This window comes from Flavobacterium sp. Arc2 (assembly GCF_041431385.1).
In the GTDB taxonomy this organism is placed as follows: Bacteria; Bacteroidota; Bacteroidia; order Flavobacteriales; family Flavobacteriaceae; genus Flavobacterium.
In genome coordinates this window covers 1-15399 of the sequence record NZ_JASMRH010000020.1, presented here as the reverse complement: position 1 = coordinate 15399, position 15399 = coordinate 1, and the positions used below count along the sequence as shown (strand labels likewise).

General features: G+C 33.9%; 19 protein-coding genes. 18 read left to right on the top strand and 1 reads right to left on the bottom strand.

Translation table 11 applies throughout. From position 1 onward, the window contains the following. Window position 1: 1 nt before the first annotated feature. From QO182_RS13965 to QO182_RS13885, 17 genes are all read left to right on the top strand, one after another. Window positions 2-409, top strand: a complete 408-nt coding sequence (locus QO182_RS13965) for a polymer-forming cytoskeletal protein (RefSeq protein ID WP_371537883.1) — start codon at window positions 2-4, stop codon at window positions 407-409. Next, on the top strand, window positions 378-605 hold the full coding sequence (locus tag QO182_RS13960; protein ID WP_371562245.1) for an AtpZ/AtpI family protein: 228 nt from the start codon (window positions 378-380) through the stop codon (window positions 603-605). Before QO182_RS13965 ends, QO182_RS13960 begins: the two co-directional genes overlap by 32 nt. Before the next feature lie 66 nt (window positions 606-671). Then, complete coding sequence (locus QO182_RS13955) at window positions 672-1064, top strand: DUF6168 family protein (protein WP_371537878.1); 393 nt, start codon at window positions 672-674, stop codon at window positions 1062-1064. A gap of 118 nt (window positions 1065-1182) precedes the next feature. After that, a complete protein-coding gene (gene atpB, locus QO182_RS13950) occupies window positions 1183-2337 on the top strand; it encodes a F0F1 ATP synthase subunit A (protein WP_371538252.1) in 1155 nt (384 codons plus the stop codon). A gap of 34 nt (window positions 2338-2371) precedes the next feature. Continuing rightward, on the top strand, window positions 2372-2563 hold the full coding sequence (gene atpE / locus QO182_RS13945; RefSeq protein ID WP_371537875.1) for an ATP synthase F0 subunit C: 192 nt from the start codon (window positions 2372-2374) through the stop codon (window positions 2561-2563). A gap of 88 nt (window positions 2564-2651) precedes the next feature. Next, window positions 2652-3152: a F0F1 ATP synthase subunit B gene (locus tag QO182_RS13940; protein ID WP_371537873.1), complete on the top strand. Its 501-nt coding sequence runs from the start codon at window positions 2652-2654 to the stop codon at window positions 3150-3152. Window positions 3153-3156: 4 nt separating this feature from the next. After that, window positions 3157-3690, top strand: a complete 534-nt coding sequence (gene atpH, locus QO182_RS13935; RefSeq protein ID WP_371537872.1) for an ATP synthase F1 subunit delta — start codon at window positions 3157-3159, stop codon at window positions 3688-3690. A 38-nt stretch (window positions 3691-3728) separates the two neighbouring features. Continuing rightward, window positions 3729-5306 (top strand): F0F1 ATP synthase subunit alpha, encoded by a 1578-nt coding sequence (gene atpA / locus QO182_RS13930; RefSeq protein ID WP_371537869.1) that lies wholly within the window; start codon window positions 3729-3731, stop codon window positions 5304-5306. A 93-nt stretch (window positions 5307-5399) separates the two neighbouring features. Further along, complete coding sequence (gene atpG / locus QO182_RS13925; protein WP_371562242.1) at window positions 5400-6260, top strand: ATP synthase F1 subunit gamma; 861 nt, start codon at window positions 5400-5402, stop codon at window positions 6258-6260. A gap of 490 nt (window positions 6261-6750) precedes the next feature. Continuing rightward, a complete protein-coding gene (locus QO182_RS13920) occupies window positions 6751-7155 on the top strand; it encodes a GNAT family N-acetyltransferase (protein WP_371562295.1) in 405 nt (134 codons plus the stop codon). Between the two features lie 11 nt (window positions 7156-7166). After that, on the top strand, window positions 7167-7664 hold the full coding sequence (locus tag QO182_RS13915) for a hypothetical protein (RefSeq protein WP_371562241.1): 498 nt from the start codon (window positions 7167-7169) through the stop codon (window positions 7662-7664). 38 nt (window positions 7665-7702) lie between these two features. Beyond that, window positions 7703-9160, top strand: a complete 1458-nt coding sequence (locus QO182_RS13910) for a lipopolysaccharide biosynthesis protein (RefSeq protein WP_371562239.1) — start codon at window positions 7703-7705, stop codon at window positions 9158-9160. Between the two features lie 141 nt (window positions 9161-9301). Next, window positions 9302-9736 (top strand): dUTP diphosphatase, encoded by a 435-nt coding sequence (dut, locus tag QO182_RS13905; protein WP_371562237.1) that lies wholly within the window; start codon window positions 9302-9304, stop codon window positions 9734-9736. Between the two features lie 175 nt (window positions 9737-9911). After that, window positions 9912-10928 (top strand): sugar phosphate nucleotidyltransferase, encoded by a 1017-nt coding sequence (locus tag QO182_RS13900; protein ID WP_371562235.1) that lies wholly within the window; start codon window positions 9912-9914, stop codon window positions 10926-10928. A 224-nt stretch (window positions 10929-11152) separates the two neighbouring features. Continuing rightward, window positions 11153-12496, top strand: a complete 1344-nt coding sequence (locus QO182_RS13895) for a tetratricopeptide repeat protein (RefSeq protein ID WP_371562233.1) — start codon at window positions 11153-11155, stop codon at window positions 12494-12496. A 7-nt stretch (window positions 12497-12503) separates the two neighbouring features. Next, window positions 12504-13274 carry a DUF4292 domain-containing protein gene (locus tag QO182_RS13890; protein ID WP_371537851.1) on the top strand — a complete coding sequence of 257 codons (771 nt, stop codon included), beginning with the start codon at window positions 12504-12506 and terminating at the stop codon, window positions 13272-13274. A 23-nt stretch (window positions 13275-13297) separates the two neighbouring features. Further along, window positions 13298-14587 carry a murein hydrolase activator EnvC gene (locus QO182_RS13885; RefSeq protein WP_371537849.1) on the top strand — a complete coding sequence of 430 codons (1290 nt, stop codon included), beginning with the start codon at window positions 13298-13300 and terminating at the stop codon, window positions 14585-14587. 74 nt (window positions 14588-14661) lie between these two features. Here QO182_RS13885 and QO182_RS13880 read toward each other — a convergent pair whose 3' ends face one another. Further along, the gene (locus tag QO182_RS13880) at window positions 14662-14754 is read right to left on the bottom strand and encodes an IS3 family transposase (RefSeq protein WP_371562293.1); all 93 of its coding nucleotides are present in this window, start codon (window positions 14752-14754) and stop codon (window positions 14662-14664) included. 287 nt (window positions 14755-15041) lie between these two features. Here QO182_RS13880 and QO182_RS13875 point away from each other — a divergent pair, with 287 nt between their 5' ends. Beyond that, window positions 15042-15341 carry an RNA polymerase sigma factor gene (locus QO182_RS13875; RefSeq protein WP_371562232.1) on the top strand — a complete coding sequence of 100 codons (300 nt, stop codon included), beginning with the start codon at window positions 15042-15044 and terminating at the stop codon, window positions 15339-15341. Window positions 15342-15399: the final 58 nt, after the last annotated feature.

Here is a 15399-nt window from a genome sequence, read left to right as displayed (position 1 = left end):
AATGTTTAATAGAAAAGCAAAGCCCTATACGGAGCTTTTAGGAAAAACGAATAGAATAGTAGAAGGAACAATTATAAAAGGAGATATCGTTTCTCAGGCTGATTTTAGGCTTGACGGAGAATTGATAGGAAACTTTCAGTCTACCGGAAAATTAGTAATAGGCCCTGCTGGAAGCGTAACGGGTGATATTAACTGTAAAAATGCAGATATCGAAGGAAAATTTGAAGGGACTATTCGTGTTGCTGAAATCCTGAACGTAAAATCTAAAGCTAGTATCAACGGTGAAGTGACCGTAGGAAAGTTATCTGTGGAACCGGGGGCTGATTTTAGCGCATCCTGCATAATGAAGATTAATGAAGAAAATTTCTTATTAACCGATGGAAAAGAAACCCAACAAAAAACAAGCTAGCAAATGGTTAGCTTTAATTAATATTCCTATTCAAATGGGGGTTATCATTTTTTTGTTTGCTTATGGAGGTAACTGGCTTGATGAAAATTACCCTAATCCTAAAGTATATTGCAATAAAATCCTTGTCATGGTTGGTGTCGCTCTCGCTTTATACAACGTGATAAGACAAGTGAACGAAATCAATAAATCTCAATAAAATTTTAAACAACAAAAGTAAATTAAGTCTCGAGTCTTTGTGTCTTGAAGACCAAATAAACACAACATGAATTTAAAAAATCAAAAGCCTCTACTAAATTTAACCCTCCTAGCCATAGTGGCTTATTTGTTACATAAATTCATTTTCTACGTTTTAAAAATTAATGTTGCGCCATTTCAGTATTCGATTGAAGTGCTCTATTTATTATTTTTTGGTATGTCCACTCTGATATTCATTGTTTTGCTAAAAGTGAAAGAAAAAAGCTTTGATAACGTAGGTATGTCTTTTCTTTTAGGAACAAGTATTAAAATGGTATTTTGTTATTTGATATTAAAACCTATCTTGCACGTTACAGCATATGATAATTCAATAGAGAAAATTAATTTTTTTGGGATGTTTATTCTTTTTTTGTTAATAGAGACCGTTTTAACCATACGAATATTAAACGAAAAGCAATAGATTAGCAAAAATAGGAAGGATTGAAAAAAATAATTTTATATATTCTTTCGAAGAATAATAAAAAATGTACATTTGCACCAAATTTCAGAAACGTAAAAAATTAAGATATTTAACAGTTATGGTGATTTCAAACAGACCACTTAGATTTATAATGGCGACTTTAGTAGCGTGTCTTCCTTTAATGAGTTTTGCAAATCCTGAAGTGGATTCTGTAAAAGTTCACACTGAAGTTGCACACGAAACAACAGAACTAAGCCATGAAGGAGCTCATGCTGAACCTACAGATGTAAAATCTAAAATTAAAGCATTCATTGGTCATCACGTTTTAGACTCTCATGACTTTACTTTTTTCTCTGATGAGGTAGAAGGAAAACATTATGGTTTCTCTTTACCGGTAATTCTTTGGGATAATGGTATACATTTCTTTTCATCTTCAAAATTTGAACACGGAGAAGCAGTTGCCGAATCTAACGGTAATTTCTACGCGATTAATCATCATGATGGAAAAATATACAAAACGGATGCTTCAGGAAAAATAACAGAAGACGAAAAAACAGGTTTTCCTGTAAATGAGCGTCCTATTGATTTCTCAATCACAAAAACAGTTTTATCTATATTCATAGCTTCTTTTCTAATGGTGTTCCTATTTGCCGGTTTGGCAAGGACTTATTCTAAAAATGGCGGAATTGCTTCTGGAGGGGGAAGAATATTTGAACCAGTGGTTCTTTTTATTCGTGATGAAATAGCTATTCCTAACATTGGAGAAAAACACTACAAGAGATACATGAGTTATTTATTGACTATATTTTTCTTTGTATTGTTCTTGAATATTTTTGGATTGATGCCTTTCGGTATAAATGTTACTGGTAATTTAACGATTACATTTGCATTAGCAATCATGACATTTTTAATTACTAACCTTACGGCTAATAGAAACTATTGGGGTCACATTTTCTGGATGCCAGGGGTACCAAAGATAATGCGTATCGTATTAGCGCCTATTGAGTTATTAGGAGTTATAATTAAGCCTTTTTCATTAATGATTCGTTTGTATGCAAATATCTTTGCAGGACATATCGTTTTGATGAGTATTATTGGTTTAATGTTTATTTTCAAAAGCTGGTTAGGAAGTAGTTTATCATTTGGTTTGTCATTTGCACTTTCTATCCTAGAGATTTTGGTAGCATTCTTACAAGCTTATATTTTCACATTGTTATCAGCGCTGTATTTTGGTTCAGCAGTAGAAGAGCACCACCATGAGGAGGCGCACTAATAAATTGAATGTTTAATTTTTAATTATATATATTATGGAAGGTTTGAATTTTATTGGTGCAGGATTAATCGTAATCGGAGCAGCTTTAGGTATTGGTAGAATTGGTGGTTCAGCAATGGACGCTATCGCTCGTCAACCAGAAGCATCTGGAAAAATCCAAACAGCTATGCTTATTGCAGCTGCACTTATTGAAGGTATTGGTTTCGCAGCGTTATTCGCAGCTTAATTAAAACTTAAAAAAACAGTAGTCGCAACGGTTGGTTGTGACTGCTGTTTTATTAAAAAAAATTAAATATTTTTAGAGATACATTGATATGGAAAAATTAATAAATCAGTTTGAATTAGGGTTGTTCGTTTGGCAAGTTTTAATATTTTTAGGATTAATATTTTTACTTAAAAAATTCGCCTGGAAACCTATTCTTGATGCAGTTAATGAAAGAGAAGATGGTATAAAAAATGCTTTGCTTTCTGCTGAGAACGCAAGAAAAGAAATGCAAAACTTACAAGCAGATAACCAACGTATTTTGCAAGAAGCAAGATTAGAGCGTGACAACATGCTTAAAGATGCTCGTGAAATTAAAGAGAAAATGCTTGCTGACGCAAAAAGTGAAGCTCAAGTTCAAGGACTAAAAATGATTGAGCAAGCAAAAGCAGCAATTGAAGGTGAGAAAAATGCAGCTATGGCTGAATTGAAACTACAAGTTTCTACTTTGTCATTGAATATCGCAGAAAAATTATTGAAAGACGAATTATCTAATAAAGAAGCTCAAACTAAATTAGTTGAGAAGATGTTAGGTGACGTAAAGTTAAACTAAGATTATGGCAAATACAAGAGCAGCAATTCGTTATGCAAAAGCAATTCTGGAGATAGCACAATCTAAGGGAGTGGCTGAAGCAGTAAGTGATGATATGAATTCTATCGCTTCAACTATAGGTGGGAACCTAGAATTGAGCACTTTTATCCAAAACCCTACTTTAAAAGTGGAGGTTAAGGAAAATGCCTTAATGGAAGTTTTTGCAAGTACTAATAGCGTAACTAAAAGTTTGTTTCATTTGTTATTCGAAAACAAAAGATTCGAAATTTTAGAAACAATAGCGTTAGAATATAGAAAGTTATTTGATATCATGAATGGTGTTCAAATAGCTAAAGTCACTACTGCGGTTCCTATGGATGCGGCTTTAGAAGCTAAAGTATTAGCTAAGATAGCAAGCTTATCAGATAAAAAAATTACGATAGAAAGTAACGTAGATCCTTCAATCATTGGTGGGTTTATTTTAAGAATAGGTGACCAGCAGTACAATGCTTCGGTAGCCAACAGATTACAAGTATTAAAAAGAGAATTAAGTAACTAGTTTTATTGCACATTTAAGTGTCTAAATTATAAATTAAGATGGCGGAAATCAAACCTGCTGAAATTTCAGCAATATTAAGAAAGCAAGTAGAAGGTTTTGAATCTGGCGCTACGCTAGAGGAAGTAGGAACAGTACTTCAAGTTGGAGATGGTATTGCTCGTATTTACGGGCTTTCGAATGTTCAATACGGTGAGTTAGTAGAATTTGACAATGGTTTAGAAGCTATTGTATTGAATCTTGAAGAAGACAATGTTGGGGTGGTACTTTTAGGACCATCAACAGGAATCAAAGAAGGTTCTATTGCAAAAAGAACGCAACGTATTGCTTCTCTTAAAGTTGGAGAGCAAATGGTAGGACGTGTAGTTAACACTCTTGGTTTTCCAATTGATGGTAAAGGACCAATTGGTGGAGATTTATACGAAATGCCTTTGGAAAGAAAAGCTCCAGGAGTTATCTTCCGTCAACCAGTAACTGAACCATTACAAACAGGAATTAAAGCAGTAGATGCTATGATCCCAGTTGGTCGTGGACAACGTGAGCTAGTTATTGGTGACCGTCAAACAGGTAAATCAACTGTTTGTATCGATACTATCTTAAATCAAAAAGAATTTTACGATGCAGGAAAACCTGTATTTTGTATATATGTTGCAATTGGACAAAAAGCGTCAACTGTAGCAGGAATTGCAAAAATGTTAGAAGAAAAAGGAGCAATGGCTTATACCATTATTGTTGCTGCTAATGCTTCTGATCCTGCTCCGATGCAAGTATATGCTCCTTTCGCAGGTGCTGCAATTGGAGAATATTTTAGAGATTCTGGTCGTCCAGCTTTAATTGTTTATGATGATTTATCTAAACAAGCTGTTGCTTACCGTGAGGTTTCTCTTTTATTAAGAAGACCACCGGGACGTGAAGCATATCCTGGAGATGTATTTTACTTACACAGTCGTTTATTAGAGCGTGCTTGTAAAGTAATTGCTGATGATGGAATTGCTAAAAACATGAATGACTTACCAGATTCATTGAAACCAATCGTAAAAGGTGGTGGTTCATTAACGGCGCTACCAATTATCGAAACTCAAGCTGGTGACGTTTCTGCATATATCCCAACAAATGTAATTTCGATTACAGATGGTCAAATTTTCCTTGATGGAGATTTGTTTAACTCTGGGGTGCGTCCAGCGATCAACGTAGGTATCTCGGTATCTCGTGTTGGAGGAAATGCACAAATTAAATCAATGAAAAAAGTAGCAGGTACTTTGAAACTAGATCAAGCACAATTCCGTGAATTGGAAGCGTTTGCTAAATTTGGTTCTGACTTAGATGCAGTTACTTTAAACGTAATTGAAAAAGGTAGAAGAAACGTTGAGATCTTGAAACAAGGTTTGAATGATCCTTATACAGTAGAAGATCAAGTTGCGATTATATACGCTGGTTCAAAAAACCTATTGAGAAATGTTCCTGTGAATAAAGTAAAAGAATTTGAGAAAGATTTCTTGGAATTCCTTAACAATAAACACAGAGCAACTCTAGATGCTTTGAAAGCAGGGAAACTTACAGATGAAATTACAGATGTAATCCAAACTGTAGCAAAAGAAATTTCAGCAAAATATAACTAGAAGTTATTTTAAGTTTTGAATTTTAGATTATGAAAAGCCAGTCTTTTTGTAATTTAAAATTCAAAATTTATAATTCATAATAGAAAAAAATAAATGGCAAATTTAAAGGAAATCCGTAATAGAATTACTTCCGTTTCATCTACGATGCAAATCACATCCGCGATGAAAATGGTTTCTGCAGCAAAGCTAAAGAAAGCACAAGATGCAATTACAGCCATGCGCCCTTATGCCGAAAAATTAACGGAATTATTACAAAATCTTTCCTCTACACTAGAAGGTGGAACAGGTGCAGAGTTTACTACACAACGTGAAATTAAAAAGGTATTGGTTGTTGCTATTACTTCAAATAGAGGTTTATGTGGTGCATTTAATTCGAATGTAATTAAGGCAGCTAAAACCCGTTCTGGATTTTATGCAGGAAAACAAGTAGATATTTTTGCAGTAGGTAAAAAAGGAAATGATGTTTTGGTTAAAACTAATACTGTAATTGACAATCAAAGTGCAGTTTTTGATGACTTAACTTTTGATAATGTAGCTTTAATAGCAGACACGTTAACTGAGAAGTTCCTTTGTGGAGAATATGATAAAATTGAATTGATTTACAATCAATTTAAAAATGCAGCTACTCAAATCGTTCAAGTTGAACAGTTTTTACCGCTGGCACCAATAAAATCTGATTTGACGGTTTCAACTAGTGATTATATTTTTGAACCATCTAAGGAAGAAATTGTTTTGACTTTGATTCCAAAATCATTGAAAACACAATTATACAAAGGAATTAGAGATTCATTTGCTTCAGAACATGGTGCTCGTATGACTGCTATGCATAAAGCAACTGATAATGCAACTGAGTTGAGAAATCAATTGAAATTGACTTACAATAAAGCACGTCAAGCTTCAATTACTAACGAGATCCTTGAAATCGTTGGTGGAGCAGAAGCGTTGAATGGATAGTATTTGTTCATAATAATATACAAAAGCTTCGCTATCGCGAGGCTTTTTTTATGCAACAGTTTTTTTTTAAAACTGTGTCTGGAGTCGCTTCGCAAATGAAAGCTGACAACAAATACAAAGAGAGGGTTACAGACAATATTCTATTCTCAGATGATATCGAAACTAAGCTTTATAAACTTAACAATTATTGGTGTAGTCAAAAGCTAATTTGCAATTTTTGTTCGTGCTGTTTTCATAAATAGTTTAGCATTTGTAAAGGTTGATTATAGCATGCTACTGAAAATAAATTAATTACAGCGAATCTTACTCATGAGACTAGGACAAATTAAGATTCTTAATTTAGAAGTACATTGCTTTTCCTCATAGTGTCATTAAATATTTATGACAACTTTAATTGTCGGGTTTATTAACCACTTTATTTTTTCACTATTTTTATAGTTTTATAAACCATTCTCCATTGAAAACACAAGAACTTACCACCGTAGCCGAAATGCTTAACAATTTTGAATTGATGCGGTTTCTTTATCCAGCCTTTACGTTAGAAAAATATGAATCCTATCTCAAAGAAATGGTTCCTCATAACTACAAGCAGCTTGTAGTTATTGAAAACGACATTAGTGTTGCTGTAACTGGTTTTTGGACCGGAACAAAATTATGGTCGGGTAAATACATTGAGATTGATAATTTTATCGTTCATCCAGAGCATCGTTCTAAAGGACTAGGCAAAATGATGACAGATTACATTGATGTAAAAGCTAAGGAAGAAGGCTGCACCATGATCGTTCTCGATGCTTTTACAGGAAACTTCACGGCGCATCGTTTTTATTACAATCAGGGCTATGGTCCAAAAGGCTTTCACTTCGTTAAAATTCTCGATAGAGAAGGGTTATCTTAAATCATTTTACAATGGGTTCTACTATAAAAATAGCGTTGTTAGTGTTGATTTCTTGTAGCCTTTCTTTTTGTGCCTCTAAACAGGATAATCAAATGAAATTTCCACAAGAAATAGTAGCGGCGTATTACCAAAAAACGAATAGCGTAGAAGGTCAAGTCCCAAATGGAATCGATTTTTATATTGAGTTCAATATACCTTTGCAAGAAGGAATTATTTTAGATAAGGTCTATTTCAAAAATCAAGAAGCGAAACTAGAAAAAGAAGACAAATATACTTTTAAGGCGCATTTCAACCAGTTTCCAGCCAGTTATGATTTGGTTTTAGACAGCGACCCACTCAAAGAATACGGAAATAAAGCACCCAGTATAACCCAACCCAAATTTGAATTACAATCAACCGAGGCGGTATTGGAATATAGTAAAAATGATAAAACTTTTTTTTATAAGATCAAGGCAATAAAAGAAAGACCAATGATTCCTAATCCATCAGGGATTAAACCAAAGAAATAGTTATTTTTGTGCTCTAAATATTAATAAGACGTACCATTTTGGGATTATATAAAAAACTTTTTAAACAGACAGCCATATACGGACTCGCTACAGTTTTACCGAGAATGTTCAGTTTTTTGTTAGTTCCGCTTTATACCGATTTGCTTCCAAAAGCGGAGTACGGTAAAGTATCTGTTATTTTTGCCTGGATGATATTTTTTAATGTTATTCTAGCCTATGGCATGGAGACTGCTTTTTTTAGATTTTATAACAAGGAATCTAATAAAAAATCAGTGGTAGAAACGTCTATGGTTTCTATTTTTTGGAGTACCATAATATTTTTATTTATTGCCCTCTTATTTAGGAGTTCTTTAGCAACCTGGTCCGGAATCGATTCCCAGTATATAGGCTATACGATTTGGATTTTGGCATTAGATGCCTTAGTTATTATCCCATTTTCAAAATTAAGAGTCAATCAGAAACCCATGGTTTATGCGGCAATAAAAATTGGAAATGTATTGGTTAACCTGATTCTGAGCGTAGTTTTTTTACTGTATATTCCCATGTTAATTGAAGCAAATCCCCATGGTTTTTTGCGTTCTATTTATGTAGATAATTTTCAAATAGGGTATATATTTTTAGCAAATATTATAGCGAGTCTACTAACCTTTGTCGTGTTATCTCCAGATTATGTGTACTTGAATTGGAAGTTCGATGCTGATTTGTGGAAACGAATGATGCGGTATGGAATGCCTATTATGGTGGCGGGAATTGCCTTTGCCATTAATGAACAGTTCGATAAGATTCTTTTGGCAAATTTGTTACCAGCTAATATTGCTGAATCAGAGGTAGGAGTTTATTCTGCCTGTTATAAATTAGGACTGTTCATGGTTTTGTATAGAACTGCTTATACTTTAGGAATAGAACCCTTCTTTTTTAGCCATTCGTCTGATAAAAATGCGCCACACACTTATGCAATGGTGACTAAATATTTTGTCATCTTCGGATCTTTTATATTACTGTCGGTAATCGTTTTTGCGGATCTTTTTAAATTATTAATGATTCGCGATAGCTCTTATTGGGAAGCGATGAAAGTAGTGCCGTTGATTATTCTGGCTAATTTCTTTTTGGGAATTTACACTAACCTTTCCGTTTGGTACAAGTTAATTGACAAGACGTACATCGGAGCTTATATTTCCATAGTAGGTGCCATAATTACTTTAGTGCTCAACTTTTTACTGATTCCTACAATGAGTTATTACGGTTCCGCAATAGCAACAATTGCAGCTTATGGAAGTATGATGATTATTTCCTATTACCTGGGAAACAAATATTATCCCATTCCTTACGACTTAAAAAAAATAGGAGGGTATCTCTCACTATCCATAGCTTTTTCAGCGGTATCCTTTTACGGTTTCAGGGAGAATTATTATGTTGGTGTGGGTTTACTAATCGTGTTTCTTTATTTCATATATCATAACGAAAAAGAAACATTGATGAAAATTATAAAAAAATAAAAATAATTAGGAGCTATTTCCTGCTATTCGCTATATCTTTTCTTTCCTAAAAAGTCAGGAAAAGGATGCCGCTACTATCAGGGCTAGTATCTTTGAATAGCAGAACAAGTCAAATCCTATTATTGAATTAAAACAAAAAAAATGAAAATAAACATTATCAATAGATCACAACATGCCTTGCCTAATTATGAGACTATAGCCTCGGCAGGAATGGATTTAAGAGCAAACCTCACAGAAGCTGTAACCTTGCAAGCTTTAGGACGCGCAGTGATTAAAACGGGTCTTTTTATCGAATTACCGATAGGCTACGAAGCACAAGTACGACCAAGAAGCGGACTAGCTTTCAAAAACGGAATTACAGTATTAAATAGCCCCGGAACAGTTGACGCCGATTATCGTGGTGAAATTGGTGTGATTTTAGTAAATTTATCCAATGAAGCTTTTGTAATCCAAAACGGAGAACGTATTGCACAACTAATTATCGCTAAACACGAACGCGCAGACTGGATTGAAGTTCAGGAGTTATCTGAAACCTCTCGTGGAGAAGGCGGATTCGGAAGTACGGGAGTGAAGTAGTTCTCAGTGTTCTGTTTTCAGTCAGCGCTTAATCGAGTTGCTATTTGAAATATACAGAGCATAGCAATCTTTGCGTAAAACCTTGCGATCTTTGTGGTCAAAAAAAAAGCAACAATAAACTTAGCGAACTTTGCGAAAATTCTTTGCGAACTTTGCGTTTAAATAAAAACAAAAAATGAAAATAATAGTACCAATGGCAGGACGTGGTTCTCGCCTTCGCCCTCATACTTTAACTATTCCAAAACCATTGATTCCTATTGCTGGAAAACCAATCGTACACCGATTAGTGGAAGACATCGCTAAAATCCTGGACGAACCTATTGACGAAGTTGCTTTCATATTAGGAGATCCAGCTTTCTTTGGAGATGATCTTGTAAAAAGTTTAGAAGAATTGGCAGAAAGCTTAGGTGCTAAAGCCTCTATTTATCGTCAACTTGAGCCGTTAGGAACAGGTCATGCTATTATGTGTGCCAAAGAATCACTTTCTGGACCAGCAGTAATTGCTTATGCAGATACACTTATCAGAGCTGATTTTGATCTTGATCCTGAAGCAGACGCTGTTATTTGGGTAAAACAAGTAGATCAACCAGAAGCCTATGGTGTGGTAAAACTAAATGAGGCGAATGAAATTGTCGAACTAGTTGAAAAACCACAAGAATTTGTAAGCGATTTAGCCGTTATTGGTATCTATTACTTTAAAGAGGTAGGGGTTTTAAAAGAGGAACTTCAAAATGTTTTAGACAACAACATTCAAAATGGTGGAGAGTACCAAATTAATGATGGGATTAAAGCAATGATGGCCAAAGGAAAAGTCTTTAAAACGGGTAATGTAGACGAGTGGATGGACTGCGGAAATAAAAATGTAACTGTAGAAACCAATTCCAGAATGTTAGGCTTTTTACAGAAAGAAGAGGCAGCATTAGTGGCTGTAAATGTTAGAATAGACAACTCAACAATTATTCCACCTTGTTATATCGGAGAAGATGTGTTTTTAATAAACTCAACTGTAGGACCTAATGTTTCTTTAGGAAAGGGAAGTCACGTTACAGGAAGTGTGATTACAAACAGTTTAATTCAAACACATGCACACATCAGTAATGCTAAGTTAGACAATGCGATGATTGGAAATCATGTTCGTTTTGATGGTGATTTTACCAGTATAAGCATTGGGGATTATTCGGTATTAGAATAATAATTATTTTTTGCGTTCCCGTTTTCTAACCGGAACGCAAAAATGCTATTTCGTTGTACTACCTTTATTTGTTTCCTAGAAGGGATGCTTCGATTTTTGCCACAGATTAGTTTGTCTGTTCGACCTTTGGTCTTGAGTGACGGATTATTTTTTTTAAAATCGGTGGCTACTATTTCACTAATACCTTGTGGGCTCTGTCCCGAGGTAGTTTATTAAATAAGTCAATGAAAAAATCGGCTTTATGGATTCTATTTTTTGTTTTGCTAAGCAATTCGGCATTGCTATTGGCACAAACGGAACCAGAAGGAATAAAGTCAAATAGTGACAAATTCCAGGATTATTTTTATGAGTCCTTAAAGCAAAAAGGGATCGAAAACTACGACAAGGCAATTCTGGCTTTGGAGCAATGTTTAAAAATCGAACCTCAGAATGCTACCATTCATTTTGAATTAGGGAAAAATTACTTAGCCTTAAAAGACTATAAAAATGCCTATAGTTCCTTTGAACATGCCACGCAAATCGATCCTACAAACAAATGGTTTTGGGTAGGAATGTATGATGTCGATTATCAGACGAAAGACTATGTCAACGCCATAAAAACGATTAACAAACTCATCCCTTTTGATGCTAAATTTAAAGAAGATCTAACCTCGCTTTACATGAGCACTAGTCAATTTGATAAAGCATTAGATTTGATCAATGAACTCAATGAATCGTCTGGAAAGTCAGATCGTCGAGAGTCGTACAAAATGCAAATTTTATCTCAGGGGAAATATCAGAATACTGAAATCACCAATTTAATTGATCAAATTAGCAAGTACCCCAAAGAGGAATCCAATTACATTTCGCTGATTTATCTGTACTCTAAAAACAATGAAACGGATAAAGTGTTGGAAACGGCACGAAAATTGGAAACAGCAATACCAACATCTGAATGGGCACAAGTGAGTTTATTCAAGTACCATTTAGAGAATAATGAAGGAGAAAAAGCTGTAAATGCAATGAATATTGCTTTGGCTAGTGCCAAAATAGATTCAAAAATTAAACATCGGATTCTGAATGAATTCTTGCTTTATGTAAATGCAAATCCGCAATTTGCTCCTGATTTAGAAAAAGCGATTGGCTATTTTGATAATGATCCAGAAGTGAATGTGTCTAAGGAAATAGGGAAGTTTTATCAAAATAAGAAACAGTGGGATAAAGCCAGTGGATATTACGAAAAAGCGAATGCTAAAAGCACGGAGACTGATATTGAAACAAATTTACTTTTGCTTCAAGCGTACACAGAAACTAAGGCCTTTTCTAAAGTAGCAAAAAAAGCCATGGATATGGTAGATGTCTTTCCTGCACAGCCACAGTTTTATTACTATTCTGGTTTAGCATACAATCAATTGGCTCAATTTAAAAAAGCAAAAGAAGTGTTGGAGATGGGATTGGATTACCTGATAGACGACAACGCATTAGAAATAAACTTCAACATACAACTTGGTGAAGCTTACAATGGATTAGGAGATGTGAAGAAAAAAGAATTCTATTTTTCCAAAGCCAATCAATTATTAAAAAAATAAAAATAAAATGAATAAATTTTTAGCATTACTGGCAGTTGTCCTATTATTTTCGTGCAAGTCGAAAGCGATTGTGACAGAAGCAACCGTTCCGGTTACCTATTTAAAATCGAGTAAAATAATAGCGAATCACTACAACAATAAAAGTGATTTTTCTACATTATATATTAAGGCTAATGCTAAATATTCTGATGATAGACAGTCACAGAATGTTACCGCCGAAATTAGAATTAAGAAAGACGAGCAGATTCTAGTGAGCATTCGTTTTCTTGGAATTACAATGGCAAAAGCAAGCATTACACCAACATCAGTGAGTTATTATGAAAAAATAAAAGGTACTTATTTTGAAGGTGATTTTAGCGCTTTGAGCCAATGGCTAGGAACTGATTTAGATTTTAATAAAATTCAAAACATGTTGTTAGGGGAAGCCTTGGATGATTTGTCGAAAGGAAAGTACAAAGAATCGTTATTCGATCAGTTGTATCGATTAGATGACTTAGCAAATGGCAATACAAAAAAAACATTCTATATCAACGCAGCAAATTTTAGTGTGCAAAAACAAGAAATCACACAAACAGCTGAAGGCAGAATGATTCAGGTTGCTTATGCAGACATCAAGGAATACAAAGAAGCAATGTTGCCGGGTAGTGTGGTAATTAATACGTTTCAGCCCAAAGGGAAATCAGTAATTGATTTAGATTACAATAATATTACGTTTAATGAGGAACTTTCTTTTCCATATAGTGTTCCAAATGGTTACAATAAAATTATAATTAAGTAAATTTGCAAAAATATATTTTTACGATGCCAAAATTTCTCCTTAGCCTACTGTTTATGTGCATGACTTCTATGATGTGGAGTCAGTCTTCGCAACAAGAAAAGTTAGAAAAACGAAAAGCCGAAATCCAAAAGGAGATTAGAGAAAATGAGAAGATGTTGCAAAACGTTAAATCAAAGGAAAAATCGGCGATGAATGTGTTTTTGATCCAAAAAAACAAGATCAGACTAAAAGAAACCTTGATCAATACTACCGAAAAGCAAACTAAGCTTTTGGCCAATGACATGTACATTAATCAGATGAAAATCAACAAACTCAACAAAGAGCTTTTGGTTCTCAAAGAAGATTATGCTAAGATGATCGTAAAATCTTATAAAAGCCGTTCAGAGCAAAGTAGGGCGATGTTTATCTTATCTGCTGAAAACTTTTTACAGGCTTATAAAAGAGCGCAGTATTTAAAACAATACACCAGCTTTAGAAAAAATCAAGGAGAAGAAATAAAAACCAAGTCAACCCAACTGGTTAATTATAACGATAAATTAAAAATTCAAAAAGTAGCCAAACAAAAACTGCTAGTCGAAAACAAGAAAGAAAAAGAGACGCTTGTAAAAGAAAAAGAGGAGCAGGAAAAACTGGTGAATTCGATTAAGAAAGATAAAAATAGAATCGTATCTGACATTCGAAAAAAACAGCGCGAGTCTAAAACAATTGATAAACAAATTGACCGCTTGATTAGAGAAGCGATTGCTGAAGCAAATAGAAAAGCGGCATTAGAGAAAGCAAGAGCAAAAGCATTAGCAGAAAAACCAAATGCGACGCCAAAAGAGGTTGCTGCTGCAGTTGCTAAGGCACCAGTATCTTCTTCCAGAATTGAGCTTACGCCAGAAGACAAATTGATTGCAGATAGTTTTAAAGCAAACAGAGGAAGCCTTCCTTGGCCGGTAGAGAAAGGATTTATATCATTAGGATATGGAGATCAAGCACACCCAATATATAATACCTTAGTAATTCATAATAGTGGAGTCGAAATCACTACGAATGAAGGTGCTACGGCCAGAGCGGTTTTTGGTGGAGAAGTAGCTAGTGTTATGGTGCTGTCACCGGTAAATAAAGCAGTGATGATACAGCACGGGGATTATTTCACCATCTATCAAAACTTAAGTTCGGTGTCTGTGAGTAAAGGAGATAAAGTAAGTATTAAACAAAGTCTAGGAAGAGTGAGAACAAACGGAGATACGGGTAAAACGGTAATCAAATTTCTATTGTTACAAAACACGACTTACACGAATCCGCAAGGATGGTTGTCCAATAAATAATACATCAAAAATAGACTGTGAAATGTAAAAGCGAATCATGTTTTATGAGACTGAACCCGTAGGTTTGGACAAATTTATAAGTGATTTTGATAATAATGAGCTCGATATTGTGTCGGGCTCATTTTGTATAAATTTGAATTGATTCTATCGTTATTATAGTAGTTTATTTATTCATTTAGCTCTTTTTTTAATTGGTATATTTATTTATATAAAGCAATTCTATAATGGTCTTTTTATTCACCAGTATAAATATATATATTTCCAATAGCAATATTTAAGCATTTTGATAATTCATTTCTTTAATTATGAGAATTATTTAATTATAGTCAGTTTTTTTGTTAGATGAATATAATATGAAACCAAAGCCATGTTTTACTTACAGAAATCAGTGTTTTGAGCTAATGAATTGTATCTTTGATAGATTAAACTGATAAAAAAACGTTCTAAATAGTTAATGGAAAAATCTTTAAATTCTCATAATGAATCAAGTAACAAAGCTCATAGTAAATTATGGGCTTTATTTATTAAGGGAGATTCCAGTGCATTTCAAACTATTTATAGTTTTCATTATCAAATGTTGTACAATTTTGGTAAACGTTTTTTAAACGAGTCAGAGGTTGAAGATTGTATTCACGATACTTTTTTAAATATTTTAAAATATAAGAATTCTGCAGCCGAAGTTAGTAATGTTAAGGCTTATTTGTTTAAGTGTCTTAGGAATCAAATTTATAAAGTGCTGGATTCAAGTTACTAATGCAACTTTTTGGTTAAACATATAATTTGGTGTTTCAAAATTAAATCTTTTTCTCGGA

Excerpts from the sequence above, each read along its gene's own strand:
- dut (WP_371562237.1), top strand. The coding sequence starts at position 9,302 with ATGAAAATAAACATTATCAATAGATCACAACATGCCTTGCCTAATTAT.
- QO182_RS13875 (WP_371562232.1), top strand. The coding sequence starts at position 15,042 with ATGGAAAAATCTTTAAATTCTCATAATGAATCAAGTAACAAAGCTCAT.
- QO182_RS13920 (WP_371562295.1), top strand. The coding sequence starts at position 6,751 with ATGCTTAACAATTTTGAATTGATGCGGTTTCTTTATCCAGCCTTTACG.
- QO182_RS13890 (WP_371537851.1), top strand. The coding sequence starts at position 12,504 with ATGAATAAATTTTTAGCATTACTGGCAGTTGTCCTATTATTTTCGTGC.
- QO182_RS13895 (WP_371562233.1), top strand. The coding sequence starts at position 11,153 with ATGAAAAAATCGGCTTTATGGATTCTATTTTTTGTTTTGCTAAGCAAT.
- QO182_RS13900 (WP_371562235.1), top strand. The coding sequence starts at position 9,912 with ATGAAAATAATAGTACCAATGGCAGGACGTGGTTCTCGCCTTCGCCCT.
- atpG (WP_371562242.1), top strand. The coding sequence starts at position 5,400 with ATGGCAAATTTAAAGGAAATCCGTAATAGAATTACTTCCGTTTCATCT.
- QO182_RS13965 (WP_371537883.1), top strand. The coding sequence starts at position 2 with ATGTTTAATAGAAAAGCAAAGCCCTATACGGAGCTTTTAGGAAAAACG.
- atpA (WP_371537869.1), top strand. The coding sequence starts at position 3,729 with ATGGCGGAAATCAAACCTGCTGAAATTTCAGCAATATTAAGAAAGCAA.
- atpB (WP_371538252.1), top strand. The coding sequence starts at position 1,183 with ATGGTGATTTCAAACAGACCACTTAGATTTATAATGGCGACTTTAGTA.
- QO182_RS13960 (WP_371562245.1), top strand. The coding sequence starts at position 378 with ATGGAAAAGAAACCCAACAAAAAACAAGCTAGCAAATGGTTAGCTTTA.
- QO182_RS13940 (WP_371537873.1), top strand. The coding sequence starts at position 2,652 with ATGGAAAAATTAATAAATCAGTTTGAATTAGGGTTGTTCGTTTGGCAA.
- atpE (WP_371537875.1), top strand. The coding sequence starts at position 2,372 with ATGGAAGGTTTGAATTTTATTGGTGCAGGATTAATCGTAATCGGAGCA.
- QO182_RS13885 (WP_371537849.1), top strand. The coding sequence starts at position 13,298 with ATGCCAAAATTTCTCCTTAGCCTACTGTTTATGTGCATGACTTCTATG.
- QO182_RS13955 (WP_371537878.1), top strand. The coding sequence starts at position 672 with ATGAATTTAAAAAATCAAAAGCCTCTACTAAATTTAACCCTCCTAGCC.
- QO182_RS13915 (WP_371562241.1), top strand. The coding sequence starts at position 7,167 with ATGGGTTCTACTATAAAAATAGCGTTGTTAGTGTTGATTTCTTGTAGC.
- atpH (WP_371537872.1), top strand. The coding sequence starts at position 3,157 with ATGGCAAATACAAGAGCAGCAATTCGTTATGCAAAAGCAATTCTGGAG.